This is a genomic window from Spirillospora sp. CA-108201, from assembly GCF_050936235.1.
In the GTDB taxonomy this organism is placed as follows: Bacteria; Actinomycetota; Actinomycetes; order Streptosporangiales; family Streptosporangiaceae; genus Spirillospora.
The window spans coordinates 1,076,593-1,093,099 of sequence record NZ_JBNJNE010000001.1; the positions used below are offsets into that span (position 1 = coordinate 1,076,593).

The 16,507-nt window shown below is 73.8% G+C and carries 17 protein-coding genes; 10 read left to right on the top strand and 7 right to left on the bottom strand.

The window, feature by feature from the left end:
- Positions 1 to 22: 22 nt before the first annotated feature.
- Positions 23 to 577 carry a hypothetical protein gene (locus ACQEU6_RS05160; protein ID WP_499329439.1) on the bottom strand — a complete coding sequence of 185 codons (555 nt, stop codon included), beginning with the start codon at positions 575 to 577 and terminating at the stop codon, positions 23 to 25.
- Positions 578 to 733: 156 nt separating this feature from the next.
- Between ACQEU6_RS05160 and ACQEU6_RS05165 the strand changes: the two genes are divergently transcribed.
- Positions 734 to 1,909, top strand: a complete 1,176-nt coding sequence (locus ACQEU6_RS05165; protein ID WP_499329440.1) for a sensor histidine kinase — start codon at positions 734 to 736, stop codon at positions 1,907 to 1,909.
- Between the two features lie 17 nt (positions 1,910 to 1,926).
- Entirely contained in the window at positions 1,927 to 2,604 is a 678-nt protein-coding gene (locus ACQEU6_RS05170; RefSeq protein WP_499340092.1) for a response regulator, read from the top strand.
- A gap of 16 nt (positions 2,605 to 2,620) precedes the next feature.
- Here ACQEU6_RS05170 and ACQEU6_RS05175 read toward each other — a convergent pair whose 3' ends face one another.
- The 3 genes from ACQEU6_RS05175 to ACQEU6_RS05185 form a co-directional block, all read right to left on the bottom strand.
- Entirely contained in the window at positions 2,621 to 3,070 is a 450-nt protein-coding gene (locus ACQEU6_RS05175; RefSeq protein ID WP_499329441.1) for a CBS domain-containing protein, read from the bottom strand.
- Positions 3,067 to 3,435: an EAL domain-containing protein gene (locus ACQEU6_RS05180; RefSeq protein ID WP_499329442.1), complete on the bottom strand. Its 369-nt coding sequence runs from the start codon at positions 3,433 to 3,435 to the stop codon at positions 3,067 to 3,069. Before ACQEU6_RS05180 ends, ACQEU6_RS05175 begins: the two co-directional genes overlap by 4 nt.
- A 432-nt stretch (positions 3,436 to 3,867) precedes the next feature.
- Positions 3,868 to 4,263 carry an ABC transporter permease gene (locus ACQEU6_RS05185; RefSeq protein WP_499329443.1) on the bottom strand — a complete coding sequence of 132 codons (396 nt, stop codon included), beginning with the start codon at positions 4,261 to 4,263 and terminating at the stop codon, positions 3,868 to 3,870.
- Positions 4,264 to 4,330: 67 nt separating this feature from the next.
- Between ACQEU6_RS05185 and ACQEU6_RS05190 the strand changes: the two genes are divergently transcribed.
- From ACQEU6_RS05190 to ACQEU6_RS05200, 3 genes are read left to right on the top strand one after another with little or no spacing between them, the layout of a single operon-like run.
- Complete coding sequence (locus ACQEU6_RS05190; RefSeq protein WP_499329444.1) at positions 4,331 to 4,969, top strand: AIM24 family protein; 639 nt, start codon at positions 4,331 to 4,333, stop codon at positions 4,967 to 4,969.
- Positions 4,969 to 5,622 (top strand): AIM24 family protein, encoded by a 654-nt coding sequence (locus ACQEU6_RS05195; protein ID WP_499329445.1) that lies wholly within the window; start codon positions 4,969 to 4,971, stop codon positions 5,620 to 5,622. The genes ACQEU6_RS05190 and ACQEU6_RS05195 overlap by 1 nt, the downstream gene beginning before the upstream one ends.
- Before the next feature lie 2 nt (positions 5,623 to 5,624).
- Entirely contained in the window at positions 5,625 to 6,386 is a 762-nt protein-coding gene (locus ACQEU6_RS05200; RefSeq protein WP_499329446.1) for an AIM24 family protein, read from the top strand.
- A 48-nt stretch (positions 6,387 to 6,434) separates the two neighbouring features.
- On the opposite strand, the gene ACQEU6_RS05205 is transcribed toward ACQEU6_RS05200, so the two are convergent.
- Positions 6,435 to 7,232, bottom strand: coding sequence for a VOC family protein (locus ACQEU6_RS05205; protein WP_499329447.1), 798 nt, complete (start codon positions 7,230 to 7,232; stop codon positions 6,435 to 6,437).
- A 269-nt stretch (positions 7,233 to 7,501) separates the two neighbouring features.
- Between ACQEU6_RS05205 and ACQEU6_RS05210 the strand changes: the two genes are divergently transcribed.
- The 3 genes from ACQEU6_RS05210 (at position 7,502) to ACQEU6_RS05220 (ending at position 10,403) form a co-directional block, all read left to right on the top strand.
- Complete coding sequence (locus tag ACQEU6_RS05210) at positions 7,502 to 9,100, top strand: ABC-F family ATP-binding cassette domain-containing protein (protein ID WP_499329448.1); 1,599 nt, start codon at positions 7,502 to 7,504, stop codon at positions 9,098 to 9,100.
- Between the two features lie 116 nt (positions 9,101 to 9,216).
- Complete coding sequence (locus tag ACQEU6_RS05215; protein WP_021596738.1) at positions 9,217 to 9,429, top strand: helix-turn-helix domain-containing protein; 213 nt, start codon at positions 9,217 to 9,219, stop codon at positions 9,427 to 9,429.
- 146 nt (positions 9,430 to 9,575) lie between these two features.
- On the top strand, positions 9,576 to 10,403 hold the full coding sequence (locus tag ACQEU6_RS05220; RefSeq protein WP_499329449.1) for an enoyl-CoA hydratase/isomerase family protein: 828 nt from the start codon (positions 9,576 to 9,578) through the stop codon (positions 10,401 to 10,403).
- Positions 10,404 to 10,454: 51 nt separating this feature from the next.
- Here the strand turns inward: ACQEU6_RS05220 and ACQEU6_RS05225 are convergent, their stop codons facing one another.
- Positions 10,455 to 12,383, bottom strand: coding sequence for a Xaa-Pro dipeptidyl-peptidase (locus tag ACQEU6_RS05225; protein ID WP_499329450.1), 1,929 nt, complete (start codon positions 12,381 to 12,383; stop codon positions 10,455 to 10,457).
- Between the two features lie 198 nt (positions 12,384 to 12,581).
- Between ACQEU6_RS05225 and ACQEU6_RS05230 the strand changes: the two genes are divergently transcribed.
- A complete protein-coding gene (locus ACQEU6_RS05230; RefSeq protein WP_499340093.1) occupies positions 12,582 to 14,543 on the top strand; it encodes an ABC transporter ATP-binding protein in 1,962 nt (653 codons plus the stop codon).
- Between the two features lie 7 nt (positions 14,544 to 14,550).
- Here ACQEU6_RS05230 and ACQEU6_RS05235 read toward each other — a convergent pair whose 3' ends face one another.
- Positions 14,551 to 15,522 (bottom strand): sulfotransferase, encoded by a 972-nt coding sequence (locus ACQEU6_RS05235; RefSeq protein WP_499329451.1) that lies wholly within the window; start codon positions 15,520 to 15,522, stop codon positions 14,551 to 14,553.
- Positions 15,523 to 15,662: 140 nt separating this feature from the next.
- Here ACQEU6_RS05235 and ACQEU6_RS05240 point away from each other — a divergent pair, with 140 nt between their 5' ends.
- Positions 15,663 to 16,430 (top strand): SIR2 family NAD-dependent protein deacylase, encoded by a 768-nt coding sequence (locus tag ACQEU6_RS05240; RefSeq protein WP_499329452.1) that lies wholly within the window; start codon positions 15,663 to 15,665, stop codon positions 16,428 to 16,430.
- Positions 16,431 to 16,507 lie beyond the last annotated feature (77 nt).

A 16,507-nucleotide genomic window follows, 5' to 3' on the forward strand; every position in this document is an offset into this window, starting at 1 on the left:
CGCGCTCCGTCCGGGCGCGGCCTCACGCGTCCGGGGCGGGGCCGTCCTCCGGCCGCGGCGGCCACAGGGTGGTGGTGATCGGCCACAGGGACCAGATCGCCAGCACGAATCCGAGGCGCCCCAGCCACGCGTCGAGGGCCCGCGTGCGGTCGGCGTCGCCGACCAGGGCGATCATCGCCAGGAGCAGGGCGCAGGCGATCGCCGTGGCGAGGGCCGCCTTGCCGAACTCGCGCCACTCGTGGCGGGCGCGCGCCGCCCCGTACTTCGGGCTGCGGGTGGGCGGCGGGCCGCCGGCGAAGCGGTGGGCGAAGCGTTCGTCCGCCCAGCGCGTCATGCTGTGGCCGAACGCGACCGAGTAGCCGAGGTAGGCGGCCGACAGCCCGTGGGCGGCGCCGGCGGTCGCGCCGCCGCGCAGGTCGACCGCCGTGGCGGCCAGCAGGACCAGGTCGACCAGCGGGACGCACAGCAGGAGCGCCGCGCCGGTGCGGCGCAGGCGCAGCGGGTAGCGGGCGAGCAGGCCCGCGGCGAGCAGGACCCAGAAGCCGACCTCGCATCCGGCGATCACCCCTAGCAGCACGTGGACTCCCCTCTCGACGGCCGGGATCCCATCGTCGTCCCCGGTACAGGGGCGGATCGTCGTCTGCGGTGAGGTTCCGCGGGTCATTCGAAGGATGTACGCGCGCTCCTCATCCGGGCGGACGAGACACCCCGGGCGGGATGCTGAGATGGACCCGTGCACAGGCTCCGACGTCTCACCACGCGCCAGGACGCGCTGATCGCCGTCGCGGCGCTCGCGGGCGGTCTCGTGGTGCTCGCGGCGCACGGCCGCACCGTGTGGTCCGACGGCTGGGACCCCTCGTTCCGGCTGCGCCTGGTCCCGCTGCTCGGGCTGTGCGCGGCGATGCCGCTGAGGCGGAGGGCGCCGCTCACCGGGCTGCTGGTGGCGACGCCGTTCAACTTCGTCGACGTCGCGTTCGGGCCGAGCATCGCCACCGCCATGATCTACGGGGACGCGCTGTACGCGGCGAGCCTGTACGGGCGGCGCCGGACGGCGGAGTGGCTGCTCGGGGCGACGCTCGCGGCGAGCGCGGCGGTGGCGGTCGCGGGCGCGGCGGTGCTGCACGGCGTCGCGGTCGGCGTGCTCGGGGCGTCGGTCGCCGGGGTGGTGTGGGTGACGCCGGTGCTGACCGCGATGGCCGTCCGGGAGCACCGGTCCCGCGCCGAGGCCGAGCGGGAGCGCGCCGAGCAGGTCGCGCGGCTGGCCGAGATGGACCGGCGGGCCGCCGTGACCGCCGAGCGCGCCCGGATGGCCCGCGAGCTGCACGACGTGATCGCCAACCACCTCAGCGCGGTGGCGCTGCACTCCTCGGCCGTGCTGAAGGTGCAGGGCCTGGACCGGGAGGGGGTGAACCGGGCGATGGAGGTCATCCGGGAGAACAGCGTGCAGGGGCTCGCCGAGATGCGGCGGATGATCGGGCTGCTGCGGGAGGGCGACGGCGAGGATCCGGCGGCCCGGCCGCGGCTGGCGGAGCTGGACCGGCTCGTCCGGCACACCGCGCGGCCCGACCTGTCGGCCCGCCTGGAGGTCGCCGGGGAGCGGCCGGAGCTGCCGGCGGCGGTCGAGCTGGCCGCGTACCGGATCGTCCAGGAGGCGCTGACGAACGCGCTGAAGCACGCCGGGTCCGGGTGCGCCGACGTGCGGGTGGAGTACGCGGGCGGCCACGTGGTGATCGACGTGCTGAGCCCGCTCGGCCGGGGCGGCTCGCGGCTGCCCGGCACCGGCAGCGGCCTGGTCGGGATGCGCGAGCGCGCCGTGATGCTCGCCGGGAGGTTCGACGCCGGGCCGGACGGCGGCCGGTGGCGGGTGCACGCCGAGCTGCCCGTCGGCTCGCTGGGCGGGGTGGCGTGAGCACCGGGCGGGACGGCGTGATCGAGGTGCTGGTCGCCGACGACCAGGCGGCGGTGCGGGCGGGGCTGGTGCTGATCCTCGGCGCCGCGCCGGACGTCCGGGTGGTCGGCGAGGCCGCCGACGGGGCGAGGGCGGTGGAGCTGGCCGGCGAGCTGCGCCCCGACGTGGTGCTCATGGACGTCCGCATGCCCCGTCTGGACGGCATCGCCGCCACCCGGCGGATCGCCGCGTTCACCGAGGTCCTGGTGCTGACGACGTTCGACATGGACGAGTACGTGTTCGGGGCGCTGCGGGCGGGCGCCGCCGGGTTCCTGCTCAAGGACGTCGACGCCGACAGGCTGGTGGAGGCCGTGCGGACGGTCGCGGCGGGGGAGGGCGTCATCGCCCCCGGGGTCACCCGCCGGCTGATCGCCGCCTTCGCGGCCCGCCCGGCGGTCCCGGCGGAGGTGCCGGGGCTGGCGGAGCTGACCCGGCGCGAGCGCGAGGTGTTCGCCTGCCTCGGGGAGGGCCTGTCGAACGGGCAGATCGCGGCGCGCCTCGCCATGGCCGAGACGACCACCAAGACGCATGTGAGCCGCATCCTCGGCAAGCTCGGGCTCGGCAGCCGCGTCCAGGCGGCCATCCTCGCGCAGGAGGCGGCCGCCACGGGACTCTCCGGTCTTGATCCGCATAAGGGATCATCCGGGACCGTCTAGGCCCGCAGCGGCGGTCTCAGCGCGACATGGCCCGGATCAGGTCGGCCACCCGGACGATGCCGAGGCAGCGGCCGACCTCGTCCACCACGACCAGGTCGTCGTAGACGCGCTCGTCCGCGGCGCCGGCGGCCCGCAGCGCGGCGATCGCCGGGACGGTGCGCGGGACCGGCCGCGGCGGGTCGGCGAGCCGCGCGGCGGGCCGGCGCGCGTGCAGCGCGTGCCCGTACGCGCCCGACAGCCGGAGCAGGAAGCGCGTCCGGTCCACGGTGTAGCTCGGCCGCTGCCGCTCGTCCACCAGGACGACGCTGGTGGCGCCGGTCTCGGCGTTGAGCACGGTCAGCACCTCGCCGGCGGTCGCCGTCCGCGGCAGCGTCACCGCGGGGAGGGTGAACTCCGACACCCGCGGCCCGAGCCCGGCGCCGGGACGGGCGGGCGCCGGGCGCTCGCCCGTGACCGGGATGCTCACGGGCATCCCCGGGCGCCAGTCGGGCGGCGCGAGGGCCGGCCCTGGACGAGCCGGACTCCGGCCTCGCGCACGTGCAGCACCTGCTCGCGCGTGGCCATGCCCGGCGCCAGGACGTGCGTCTCCAGCCGGTGCGCCAGCTCGACCAGGCTCGCCACGAGCGCCGCGCGGCGCGGGTCGGCGGCCGCCGCCCGCGCCAGCCCGGGATCGAGCTTGAGCAGGTAGGAGGCGCCGTCGACCAGCAGGTCGAGCGGGGTGTGCGCGGCGCCGAGGCCGGAGAGCCCGACGGGGTACCCGGCGCGGCGCAGCGCCGACAGCGCGGCGGCGAGGGCCGGCCGCCGCGCGGGCGGAAGCCCCCGCCGACGCACAGGATGACCTCCTGCGGGCGCCGTCCCGTCTCGCCGAGGCCGCGGTGGAGTTCGGCCGGGAGGTCCGCGCCGCTCGCGAGGGTCTCGGCGCGCAGCCCGATCTGCAGCGGCAGCGGCGTGCGCAGCTCGGCGGCCGCGCGCGCCGCCTCGACCGCGCGCCGGACGTCCCCGGACGCCGGGTCGGGCCGCGGCGCGCCGCCGGACGGGCCGGGCTCCTCGGCCGGGCCGGGCGGGGCGGCGTGCGCCTCCACGGCGACGACGGCGCCCGTGCCGAGGTCGACCACGGGGTGGAACACGGCCCGGGCCGGGACGAGCGCATCGATGGTGCCGGTGGCGGACACAGGCGCATCATGCCGCGCGCGAACCCTCGAAACCGCATTTGTCAGGAGAAGTTAACCCACTATTCCCGCAGCTCAACCGGCCGGCGCCCGGTCACAGCCCGCGGCCCCCGGCGACCGCCGACAGCAGGTACGTGACGCCCGCGACGGCCGCCAGCCACACGTAGGCGGTGATGTCGGCGCCGCGCAGCGCCTGGACCACGAGGCCGCCGACGACCGCGACGGTCAGCACGTCGCCCGTCATGGCGGCGGCCCGCAGGTGCGCGCGGGCCCGGGTGCCCGACCCGAACCCCTCACTGAGCGGCAGCGCCGGCTCGTTGCGCCGGTAGGCGAGATACCCCGCGTACCCGGCCAACGAGGCCAGCGCGATGAGGGCCGTGCCGGACCGCCCGTCGGCGGCCAGGACGGCCCCGACCACCACACCGGCGCCCAGGACGAGCCCTGGGACGACCCACCGGCTGAGACTGCGGCGTTCGGGAGCGATCCACATGTGCTCATCCTCCCCGATCGGCGCACCGGGCGGACCGGCAACGCGCCGGGCTGTATCTTCTCGCTTCGTGGCGCAATTTCGAATGAACGGCTCGAAGATGCTCGCCGTCGACCTCGGCGGCGAGACGATCCGCGCGCTGAACGGCGCGATGGTGGCCTACGAGGGCCAGATGGCGTTCAAGCGGCAGGGCATGACGGGCGGCGAGGGGCTGCGCGGCGCCCTCAAGCGCAGGATCGCCGGCGAGGGCATGACCCTCATGGAGATCACCGGGCAGGGGACGGTCTACTTGGCGAGCGAGGCGACGGAGGTGACGCTCGTCCAGCTCACGGGCGACACCCTGTTCGTGGAGTCGGAGAGCCTGCTGGCGCTCGACGGGAACCTGCACACGGGCGTGCAGTTCGTGGGGCTGCGGGGGATGGGCACCGGCCAGGGCCTCGCCACCACCAAGGTCGACGGGCACGGGACGGTGGCGGTCCTGTCGGAGGGGCCGGCCATCGCGCTGGAGGTGACTCCGCAGACGCCGCTGTGCGTCGACCCGCACGCCTACGTCTGCCACCACGGGCAGTTGCAGCAGGACGTGGTCACCGACGTCAACTGGCGGACGGTGATGGGTCAGGGATCGGGGGAGAGCGTGCAGTTCCGGTACCAGGGGCACGGGCTGGTCTACGTCCAGCCGGCCGAGCGCGGCGGGATTCTGGAGATCTGATGCCCGGCTACCAGTCGATCAACTCCAAGATGCTCCAGGTGCAGATCGGCCCGGGGCAGGAGGTCTACAGCAAGCGCGGCGCCATGCTGGCCTACACCGGCCCGGTCTCGTTCGCCCCGACCACCACGGCGGGGCAGGGCATCGGCGGCACGCTCGGCCGCGCCGTCGCCGGCGAGCACAGCGCGATGATGCACGTCACCGGCCAGGGCAGCGTCATGTTCGGCCACGGCGGGCTCTACGTGTCCGTCGTCGAACTGAACGGCGCCGACACCCTGTACGCCGAGGCCGACCGGCTGCTGGTGCACGACGCGACCCTCCAGGTCGGCACCATGTTCATGGGCGAGCAGGGCGGCGTGCGCGGCATCGTGCGCGGCGCGGTCACCGGGCAGGGCCTGTTCACCACGACGCTCACCGGGCACGGCGCGTGCGCGCTGCTGTCGCACGGCGGCGTGATGGAGCTGCCGATCACCCCGCAGCGTCCCGTGCACGTCGACCCGCAGGCGTACGTGGCCCATCGCGGCCAGGTGCAGAACAAGCTCACCACGGCGGTCGGGCTGCGCGACCTGATCGGGCGCGGCTCCGGCGAGGGCTTCCAGCTGGAGCTGAGCGGCTCCGGCGTCGTCTACGTCCAGGCCAGCGAGAGGAAGATCTGACCGTGAGCACGTTCGGGACGCAGACCTGGAACCCCACGACGCTGCCGTCCAACGACAACGTCAACCCCTACGCCTTCAGCGTCGACCTCAACGGGCAGTGGTTCGCGCAGAAGGGCAAGATGATCGCCTACTACGGGCAGATCAAGTTCGAGGCGCTGTCGTCCGGCCCGCTGGACTCCCTCGTCGCGCACACCTTCAACTCCCCGCTGTACGCGCAGGACTGGATCGTCGCGCAGGGGCAGGGCAAGCTCGTCCTCGCCGACCGCGGGTTCGACGTCAACTCCTTCGACCTGGAGGAGGGCAACCTCACCGTCCGGGCGGGGAACCTGCTCGCCTTCGAACCGGGCCTGGAGCTCAAGCAGTCGATCATCCCCGGGTTCCTGACGCTGATCGGCACGGGGCGGTTCGTCGCCGCCTCCAACGGGCCCGTGCACTTCGTCGAACCGCCGATCCGCGTCGATCCGCAGGCGCTGCTCGGCTGGGCCGACTGCCCTTCGCCCTGCCACCACTACGACCACTCCTACATGCGCGGCGCGTTCGGCGCCGCCCGGATGATCTTCGGGATCGGCGGCTCGTCCGGCGAGGAGCACCAGTTCGACTTCACCGGCCAGGGCACCGTGATGATGCAGTCGTCGGAGGTCGTGATGAACGAGGACGTCCTGCTGCGCGACCTCGAAGGCCAGATCGGGACGGTCGGCACGTCCGGCCTCCAGCGCCTCCAGCACACGATCACGCAGCGGCTCGCCTCCGAGCGCCAGGGCTGACCGCGGCCGGGGGCCGGACGGAGCGCGTCCGGCCCCCGGCCCGCCTTGTCAGGGCTGCGGCTCCTCCGCCGGCCTCATCACGTGGAACGGGACCCCGAAGGGGTCGCGGACGTCCGCCGACCTCCCGTACGGGGTGTCCTGCGGCTCGGAGTCGACGGTGCCGCCGCCCGCGCGGACCCTGCGCACCGCCTCGTCGGCGTCGTCGACCGCGAAGTACGTCGTCCAGGACGAGGCGGGGCGGTCGCCGCCGCCGAGGACGATCTCGGATCCGCCGAGGATGCCGCCGATGTAGCGGCCGTCGCCCGCCCGCTTCAGGACGGTGTACTCCATGTCGCCCGGCATCTGCTCGAGCTCGTAGCCGAACACCGCCTTGTAGAACTCTCCGGCCGCGGCCGAGTCGCGCGTGACGAGCTCGTTCCAGACGAACGAGCCCGGGACGTTGACGATCTGCGAGCCGAAGTGGGAGCGGCCCTGCCACAGGCCGAAATGCGCGCCCTGCGGGTCGCGCAGGACGGCCATGCGGCCGAGGTCCATCACGTCCATGGGCGCGACCACGACCTCCCCGCCCCCGTCGGTGGCGCGCTTGACGAGCGCGTCGCAGTCGTCTGCGGCGAAGTAGACGCTCCACCAGAACACGTCCGCCTCGCCCTCGGGGTTCTGCATCATCCCGGCGACGGCCTCGCCGCGCAGGTTGCACATGTTGTAGTGGCCCGCCTCCGGCCCGGCGTCCTGGAACTGCCAGCCCAGCAGGGTCCCGTAGAACGTCCTGGCCCGGTCGAGATCGGGGACGCCGATGTCCAGCCAGTTGGGCGTCCCTTCCGGCGCGTTGCCCGTGACGTGGGTCATCCGACTCACACTCCTTGGTGCTGGGGACCGTGGCCCCGGTGTCGTCCCGCCGCACGCCGCCACCTTCCATCCTGGCCCGGCGCTCCGCGTCTACACATCGGGCCCCGCCGGACGCCGCGATGGCCGGGATCGGCCCGGCTTCACGTACACTGGGCGAATGGTTCCGCTCCCGAACTGACAGGCCGCCCAGCGCGCCCCGGTCACAGGACCGCGCGGCGCGCTTCTTCGTGCCTGTCCTCCGAGCCGTCCGTCAGGGGAGCCCTGTCACTGTGATCATCGCGAAAGACATCGAGCTGCGCGCCGGGCCCCGGCTGCTGATCGAGGCCGCCAGCTTCCGGGTCAACCCCGGCGACCGGGTGGGCTTCGTCGGCCGCAACGGCGCCGGCAAGACCACGCTCACCAAGGTCCTGGCGGGCGAGGCGCCGCCCGCGCAGGGCGCCGTGACGTCCTCCGGGACGATCGGCTACCTGCCGCAGGACCCCCGCGGCGTCGACCTGGACGAGCTGGCCCGCGACCGGATCCTGTCCGCCCGCGGGCTGGACGAGGTGATCCGCGAGCTGCGCGCCGCCGAGGAGGCGATGGCGACCGCCACCGGCGCCGGGCGCGACAAGGCCGTCCGCCGGTACGGCCGGCTGGAGGAGCGGCTGCACGTCCTCGGCGGCTACAGCGCCGAGGCCGAGGCCGCCTCGATCGCCTCCAGCCTCGGCCTGCCGGACCGGGTGCTGACCCAGCCGCTCGGCACGCTGTCGGGCGGCCAGCGGCGGCGCGTCGAACTGGCCCGCATCCTGTTCTCCGGCGCCGACACCCTGCTGCTGGACGAGCCCACCAACCACCTGGACGCCGACTCGATCGTCTGGCTGCGCGACTTCCTGAAGGGCCACCAGGGCGGCCTCGTCGTCATCAGCCACGACGTGGAGCTGCTGGACGCGGTGGTCAACCGGGTGTTCCACCTGGACGCCAACCGCAGCGTGGTCGACATCTACAACGTCGGCTGGAAGAAGTACCTCGCGCAGCGGGAGACCGACGAGCGGCGCCGCAAGCGCGAGTCGGCGAACGCGCAGCGGCAGGCGTCGGCCCTGCTGTCGCAGGCCGACAAGATGCGCGCCAAGGCCACCAAGGCGAAGGCGGCCCAGCAGATGGACCGGCGGGCCCGGCAACTGCTGGCGGGCGTCGAAGGTGAGCGGCAGGCCGACAAGGTGGCCAAAATTCGCTTCCCGGACCCGGCTTCCTGTGGCAAAACTCCTCTCACTGCGGAGGGTTTGTCGAAATCGTACGGATCTTTGGAGATATTCACCGACGTGGACCTCGCCATCGACCGGGGCAGCCGAGTCGTCATTCTGGGCCTGAACGGCGCCGGGAAAACGACCCTTCTGCGCCTGCTGGCGGGGGTCGACAAGGCCGACACGGGGTCGGTCGTGGCCGGGCACGGGCTGCGGCTCGGCTACTACGCCCAGGAGCACGAGACGCTGGAGGTCGAGCGGTCCGTCCTGGAGAACATGCAGTCCGCCGCCCCCGGCATGGCGCCGGTCGAGGTCCGCAAGATCCTCGGCTCGTTCCTGTTCTCCGGCGACGACGTCGACAAGCCCGCCGGAGTGCTGTCCGGCGGTGAGAAGACCCGGCTGGCGCTGGCGATGCTCGTGGTCTCCAGCGCCAACGTGCTGCTGCTGGACGAGCCCACCAACAACCTCGACCCGGCGAGCCGGGAGGAGATCCTCGCGGCGCTGCGGACGTTCGCCGGGGCGATCGTCATGGTGACCCACGACGAGGGCGCGGTGGAGGCGCTCGCACCGGAAAGAGTGATTTTGCTCCCGGATGGTGTGGAAGACATCTGGAGTGACGAGTTTGCCGATCTGGTGGCCCTCGCGTGACCTGCGGAGTGACTTCCGCAGATCTTTTCTGGCCGAGTGGGTAGCCGAACCGGCGGGAATGACTGATCATGGCGGGGGATAACGCAGCGGTCACCACATCACTACGGGAGGTACTCGTGGCCGAGACCCTGAAGAAGGGCACCCGCGTGACCGGTGCCGAGCGCGACAAGCTGGCGGCGGACCTGAAGAAGAGGTACGACTCCGGCGAGAGCATCCGCGCCCTGGCAGCCGCCACCGGCCGTTCGTACGGTTTCATCCACCGGATTCTGACCGAGTCCGGCGTCAACCTGCGCGGTCGCGGCGGCGCGACCCGGGGCAAGAAGTCCTGACCGGACACCGGCCCCCGGATGAGCGCACCGCCTGACCCGGCGCCGCGACCGACCGAGTAAGGTTCGGTCGCGGCGGCGGACAGGATTGCGGGTCCCGCCCCGTGGACGGCGGGGCGGGACCCGAACGCTCATCGGAAGGAAGACCCATGGGGGACGCGACCACGGCCGGCAGGCCGGAAACGGCCACGGCGCCGGAGGCGGCGGGGGGCGTCCCGCCCGGCCTCGACGAGGCGGGCCTGCGGCTCGACGTGGACGGCGCGGTCGCGACCGTCACCCTGAACCGGCCCGAGCGGCGCAACGCCATGACCTTCGCGACCTGGCGCGGACTCGCCGCGATCGGGCGCTCCCTGCCCTCGGACGTGCGCGTCGTCGTCCTGCGGGGCGAGGGCCCCTCGTTCTCGGCCGGCATCGACCTCGGCATGTTCTCCGGCGGCGGAGGCGGCGAGGGGTTCACCGACGGCGCCGACGCCGAGGGCACCGACCGCTTCATCGCCGAACTGCAGGAGGGCTACACCTGGCTGCGGCGCTCCGACATCGTCTCCGTCGCGGCGGTGCACGGCCACGCCATCGGCGCCGGCTTCCAGCTCGCGCTGGCCTGCGACATCCGCGTGGTCGCCGATGACGCCAGGTTCTGCATGAAGGAGCCCGCGCTCGGGCTCGTCCCGGACCTGACGGGTACCAAGCCGCTGGTCGAGATCGTGGGGGTGGGGCGCGCCCTGGAGCTGTGCCTGACCGCCCGGACGGTCCTCGCCGACGAGGCGGCCCGGATCGGGCTCGCCGAGACCGTCGTCCCGCGCGACGGCCTGGAGGGCGCCGTCCGCGACCTCGCGGACGCCCTGCTGGCGGTGAACCCGGGCGCGGCAGCCGCGACCAAGCGGCTGCTCTGGCAGGCCGCGGAGAACACCCTCGACGAGCAGTGCGCCGCCGAGCGCCGCGAGCAGATCGGCCGCCTCCGCGAGGTCTTCGGCTCGTGAACGGACGGGCCGGGGGAGGGGCGTTCCCCGCCCCCGGCCCGCCGCGCCGCGCTACCGGAGCGACTCCCGTCCGCCCGGCGCCAGCGGCAGCAGCACCCTGCTGACCCCCGGCCGGACGGCGACCTTCGTCCCCGCCGGGTAGCGGAGCGTGTAGTCGTGGTCGGTGGACAGCAGGACCACGCCGAGCCTGTGGCCGGCCTTCACCGTGTAGTCGGTCGGTTCGAGGTCCCAGCGGAAGGCGTAGGTCCGCCCCGCCTCGACCGGCTCGCTCCGGGCGAAGTCGTGGCGGTTCCGGGCGTCCAGCCACCCCCGTGTGATGATCTTGTAGGGGGCGGTCTCGGTGTGCAGCGCCTGCCGGATCGTGCAGCCGGAGTCGCCCGGCACGCCCTGGCCGTAGCAGACCTCCTCACCGGTCCCGACCCGCGCTCCCGTGGGACGGGTGTCGGTGCCGTAGTCGACCAGCAGCGCCGTCAGGTACGGCGACCGGCCGTCGAGGGAGGCCCGCAGCGACACCGACGGGATGCCGTCCACCCGGACGGGCCTCGCCAGCGGTCCGGTCAGGTAGGCGAGCCGGTTCGGGTCGGACCGGTCCTCGTTGGTCAGGAGCTGCTCGGCCGTGCGGGTCCTGCCCGCGTCCGTGAACGACTGCGCCGCGCCGGGCCGGGGCCTGAGGCCGAGGGAGCCCGGCTGCCCGGACGGGCCCGCGTTGAGGCTCACCGGGACGGTGCGGGTGCCGGGGACGGGCCAGTCCTCGGCCGTCTCCCACGTCCCGTCCGCGTGCTGGACGTCGACCCGCGGCTCGCGCTCGATCCCGTTGCGGACGCCGTAGAGGTAGCGGTCGAACCAGTGCAGGGTCTGGCGCAGCCACTCCTCGACCCGCCAGCGGAACGGCGTGGAGTGGTCGCCCTGGTGGAGCCACAGCTTGCGCGGCACGCCCGCCTCCTTCAGCGCGTTCCACCACTGCACGGAGTTCTTGATCTTGACGTTCCAGTCGTTGAGCCCGTGCACCACCATGACGGCGGCGCGCACCCTCCGCGCCTGCCCCACGTAGTCGCGCTCGGCCCACACCTCGGAGTAGTCGCCGGTCTCGCGGTCCTGGGCCGCCTCGATGCCGTCGACGACCTTCGCGCAGACCTCGGGGTCCCTCCGGGTCAGCACGGCCTTGGCCAGGACGTCCAGGTCCTCGCCCTGGTAGCCGCCGGGGGCGACCACGCCGCCGCCCGCGCGGTAGTAGTCGTACCAGCTGGAGATGCCCGCGATCGGGACGACGGCCTTCAGCCCCTCGACCCCCGTGGCGGCGGCCATGTTCGGCAGCGTCCCGTCGTAGGACTGCCCGATCATGCCGACGTTCCCGGTGGACCAGGTCGCCCTCACCGGCGCGCCGTCCGGCGACCAGCCCCGGGCCCGGCCGTTGAGCCAGTCCACGGCGGCCCTGGCGCCGGCCTGCTCGCTGCGGTCCCCGGAGGTCGGGCAGCCGGTCGAGCCGCCCGTCCCGATGCTGTCCAGGTCGGCCACGGCGTAGCCGCGCGGGAGGAAGTAGTTGTCGTAGTAGCCGGGGAAGACCTCGGCCAGGTCGCGCCGCGTCGTGGTGAGCGAGCGGGCCCGGGCGTCGCCGATGTCGACCGGATGGTTCGGGACGTCGTTGATCCCGGCCCAGTACGGACTGGGCTCCAGGATCGTCGGGACCCTGAGCCCGGCGGTGTCGGTCTCCCGGGGACGCATGATCCGCAGCTGCACGCGGTCCCGGACGCCGTCGCGGTCGCTGTCGGCGGTGGTCTCGATGTTCACGGTCTGGGTGACGGCGCCGGCGCGGGAGAACACCGGTTGCGTCTCCCCGTTCTCCACCGTGACCTGGCGTCCGCCCGGTGGCCGGGGCGCGGACCTGCTGGGTCCGGCAGCCGCGGCGGGCAGCACGGTGGCGGCGGCGAGCGCGGCGGTGAGGGTGATCACGCCGGCGCCGCCGGTGAGGCGTCGTCTCATGGGGGGCTCCTGGGGGTGTGAGCCGGAAAGTGGTGATCACGGTTACACCCGGGGACTGGCTTGTCCAGGGGCGTGTTACGCCGTGAGCGGAGCCGGGAAGAGGGGCGGGCGCGGGCGCGTTGTCTCCGCCGGACACTGAGATGCTTACTTGATTACGTACTTGTTCACGTCGACGCTCTACCGGAGGCGCTCGTGGGAATGCCGGGAATGCCGGGCAACGGCTGGCAGGTGATGGCGTCGTTCCGCAAGGACAGCACCGTCACCCGGCAGAAGCTGGCGCCCGGCACCGTCGGGCGGATCGCGGGCTACGCCCGGCCCTACGTCCGCGAGCTGACGCTGTTCCTCGCGCTGAACTCGCTGGCCGCGCTGATCGTCGTCGCCAACCCGCTGCTGCTCAAGGGGATCATCGACCGCGGCATCGTGCCGGGCCGGTCGGGCGTCGTGCTCTGGCTCGCCGGCGCCGTCGCGGGGCTCGCGCTGGTGGAGGCCGTGCTCGGCCTCGCGCAGCGCTGGTACTCGGCGCGCATCGGCGAGGGGCTCATCTACGACCTGCGCAGCCAGGTGTTCGCGCACGTCCAGCGGCAGCCCGTCGCGTTCTTCATGCGGGCGCAGACGGGCTCGCTCGTCAGCCGCCTCAACAACGACGTCATCGGCGCGCAGCGCGCCCTCACCACCACCCTGTCGTCGGTGGTGTCCAACGTGATCAGCCTGGTCCTGGTGCTGGTGACGATGCTCGTGCTGTCCTGGCAGGTCACGGTGATCGCGCTGCTGCTGCTCCCGATCTTCATCCTGCCGGCCAAGTGGGTCGGCAGGCGGCTGCAGCGGGTCAGCCGCGAGCAGATGGTGCTGGACGCCGAGATGGGCTCGCTGATGACCGAGCGGTTCAACGTCGCCGGGGCCATGCTCGCCAAGCTCTACGGGCGTCCCGCCGAGGAGGAGCAGAACTTCTCCGGCCGCGCCGCCCGCGTCCGCGACGTCGGCGTCGTCGCCGCCATGTACGGGCGCGTCTTCTTCACCGCGCTGACCCTGGTCGCGGCCCTGGCCACCGCCATGGTCTACGGCGTCGGCGGCTACCTGGTGGTGGACGGCACCTTCGAGCTCGGCACGCTCGTCGCGCTCGCCACCCTGCTGACCCGGATGTACGGGCCGCTGACCGCGCTGTCCAACGTGCACGTGGACGTGATGACCGCCCTCGTCAGCTTCGACCGCGTGTTCGAGGTGCTCGACCTGAAGCCGCTGGTCCGCGACCGCGAGGACGCCCGGGATCTGGCCGGTGCCCGCGCCCCGTCCGGCAACGGCTCGGGCCCGGCGCTCACGAAGGCGCCGTCGGTCGAGTTCGACCACGTCCGGTTCGCCTACCCGTCGGCGGACGAGGTGTCGCTCGCCTCGCTGGAGTCGATCGCGCGCACCGACACCGCGCCCGGCCGGGAGGTGCTGCACGACGTCGACTTCACCGCCGCGCCGGGGCAGCTGGTCGCGCTCGTCGGGCCGTCCGGCGCGGGCAAGTCGACGATCACGCACCTGGTGTCGCGGCTGTACGACGTGTCCGCCGGCGCGGTCCGGATCGGCGGCGCCGACGTCCGCGACGTCACGCTCGAATCGCTGCGCGCCGAGATCGGCGTCGTCAGCCAGGACGCGCACCTGTTCCACGACACGATCCGCGAGAACATGCGCTACGCCCGCCCGGACGCCTCCGACGAGGAGATCCTCGCCGCGCTGGAGGCCGCGCACATCGGCGGCCTCGTCTCCGACATGCCCGAGGGGCTGGACACCGTCGTCGGCGACCGCGGCTACCGGCTGTCGGGCGGGGAGAAGCAGCGGCTCGCGATCGCCCGGCTGCTGCTCAAGGCGCCGTCGGTGGTGGTGCTGGACGAGGCCACCGCGCACCTGGACTCCGAGTCCGAGGCGGCCGTCCAGCGGGCCCTGCGCACCGCCCTGGCGGGCCGGACGTCGCTGGTGATCGCGCACCGGCTGTCCACGATCCGGGAGGCCGACCAGATCCTGGTGATCGACGGCGGCCGGGTCGCCGAGCGCGGCCGGCACGAGGAGCTGCTGCTGGAGGGCGGCCTGTACGCCGAGCTCTACCGCACGCAGTTCTCGCACCAGCGGGGGCCCGGCCCCGAGGAGGAGCGGCGGGCCGAGCCGCTGGGCGCCGAGTAGCGGGCGCTCAGGCCTCGGAGCCGAGCGGGTAGCCGAGCCTCCGCAGCTCGGTGCCCGCGACCTTCTCGACCTGGGCGGCCTGCCGCGGGGTGAGGCGCTCGCGCCACACCCCGACCCCCGGCTCGTCGGCGTCCCGCGCCCCCACCCGCACCAGCCCCGACAGCGCCGACTTCGACAGCGGCGCGTCCAGGTACTGCGCCAGCTCGGCGCCGACGCGGCGCGGCCGGGCCACCAGCTCCTCGTAGCGGATCGTGGCCAGCTGCTCCTCGGGGACCTGGAGGCGGAGCCGCGCGCTCAGCCGCACCGCCCCCCGCCACCGCATGGCGCACTTCACCGCGGCCGCCGCCCGCGGCCACCGGCTCCGGTCCGTGTGGTCCTCGACGCCGAAGAACGGGTTGGGGAACACCGTGTCGAGGTTGGCCAGGCCCGGCTTGAACCAGGCCAGGCAGCGCTCGTCGGCCAGCATGTCGGCGACCACGTCCCGGCCGTCCCGGATCACCTGGACGAGCTGGGCGTCGGGGAAGGCGTCCAGCAGCACGTCGGTGCTGTAGATCAGGTCGGGGGACGCGTCGGCGTACCGGTCGAGCCCCTCCGCCCGCACGCACGGTCCGGGCGGCTCGGAGGCGGGCGCGGCGGCGGGCCCCTCCGCCCGTCCGGGCGGGTGCGGCGGCAGCCCGCCCATCTCGCGGCACTCGTCCGGGCACTCCCCGCAGGCCCGCGCCGACACCTGCCACGCCTGCGCGTAGGCGTCCCGCAGCACGCGGACGGCGCCCTCCCCGCGCTCGGCGATCGAGGGCTGCCGGGCGAAGGCGTAGGTGACACGCAGGACGTCGGGGCGGCCGGTGGTCAGGTGGAAGCCGGGGGAGCGCTTGACCGCGCGCGCCAGCAGCTCCGCACCCGAGTGCGGCGCGCCCAGGATGAACACCGGGCGGCGGACCTTGGTGCCGTTGATCACCAGGATGTGCGGCGTCGACCTCATAACCGGGCCAAGTTTGTCACCTTTTGAGGGCCGGTCGGTCCGTGACCCTCCGTAAGGGCCGGCCCGATACCCATCCGTTAACCGGCGCGGCCGAACCGTCACCGGGACGCGCGGGGCGGCGCTGGACCTACCATGGTGCGGTGGACGCTCCCCTCACGCTGGCCCGCCTTCTCCCGGAGGCCGAGGCGATCACGGTGCTCACCGGCGCCGGCATCTCCACCGACAGCGGGATCCCCGACTTCCGCGGCCCGAACGGCGTCTGGACGCGCGACCCGTCGGCCGAGGCGATGTCCACGATCGGCTCCTACCTCGCCGACCCCGAGGTGCGGCGCCGCGCCTGGCGGGCCCGGCGCGACGACCCCGTCTGGGAGGCCGAGCCCAACGCCGCGCACGCCGCGCTGGTCGAGCTGGAGCGGGCGGGACGGCTCCGCGCCCTGATCACCCAGAACATCGACGGCCTGCACCAGCGCGCCGGATCCTCCGCCGGCGCCGTCATCGAGATCCACGGGACCGCGCGCGAGGCCGCGTGCCTGTCCTGCGGGCTGCGCACCCCGATGCCGGAGATCATCGCGCGCGTCGAGGCCGGGGAGGCCGACCCGCCCTGCGCCGAGTGCGGCGGCATCCAGAAGTCCGCCACGATCTCCTTCGGCCAGGCCCTCGACCAGGACGTCCTGGACGCGGCGATCACCGCCGCGCGGTCCTGCGACCTGTTCCTGGCCGTCGGCACCTCGCTCACCGTGCAGCCCGCCGCCGGGCTGTGCCTGGAAGCGGTCGACCACGGCGCCCGCCTAGTGATCATCAACGCGGAGGAGACGCCGTACGATGGGCTGGCCGACGCGGTGCTGCGCCGGCCGATCGGCGAGACGCTGCCGCGCCTCGCCGGCCTCGCGCTCGGCACGGGGCGATGATCTGTTGGCGGGTCGTGACCGGTCGCCCCTTCCACTGGCGTCCGGATCCTGACAAGCTCTATCCGTCGCGGTGCGAG

Coding starts and splice junctions, on each gene's coding strand:
- ACQEU6_RS05185 (WP_499329443.1), bottom strand. CDS start 4,263: ATGTGGATCGCTCCCGAACGCCGCAGTCTCAGCCGGTGGGTCGTCCCA.
- ACQEU6_RS05195 (WP_499329445.1), top strand. CDS start 4,969: ATGCCCGGCTACCAGTCGATCAACTCCAAGATGCTCCAGGTGCAGATC.
- ACQEU6_RS05205 (WP_499329447.1), bottom strand. CDS start 7,232: ATGACCCACGTCACGGGCAACGCGCCGGAAGGGACGCCCAACTGGCTG.
- ACQEU6_RS05220 (WP_499329449.1), top strand. CDS start 9,576: ATGGGGGACGCGACCACGGCCGGCAGGCCGGAAACGGCCACGGCGCCG.
- ACQEU6_RS05225 (WP_499329450.1), bottom strand. CDS start 12,383: ATGAGACGACGCCTCACCGGCGGCGCCGGCGTGATCACCCTCACCGCC.
- ACQEU6_RS05230 (WP_499340093.1), top strand. CDS start 12,582: ATGCCGGGAATGCCGGGCAACGGCTGGCAGGTGATGGCGTCGTTCCGC.
- ACQEU6_RS05235 (WP_499329451.1), bottom strand. CDS start 15,522: ATGAGGTCGACGCCGCACATCCTGGTGATCAACGGCACCAAGGTCCGC.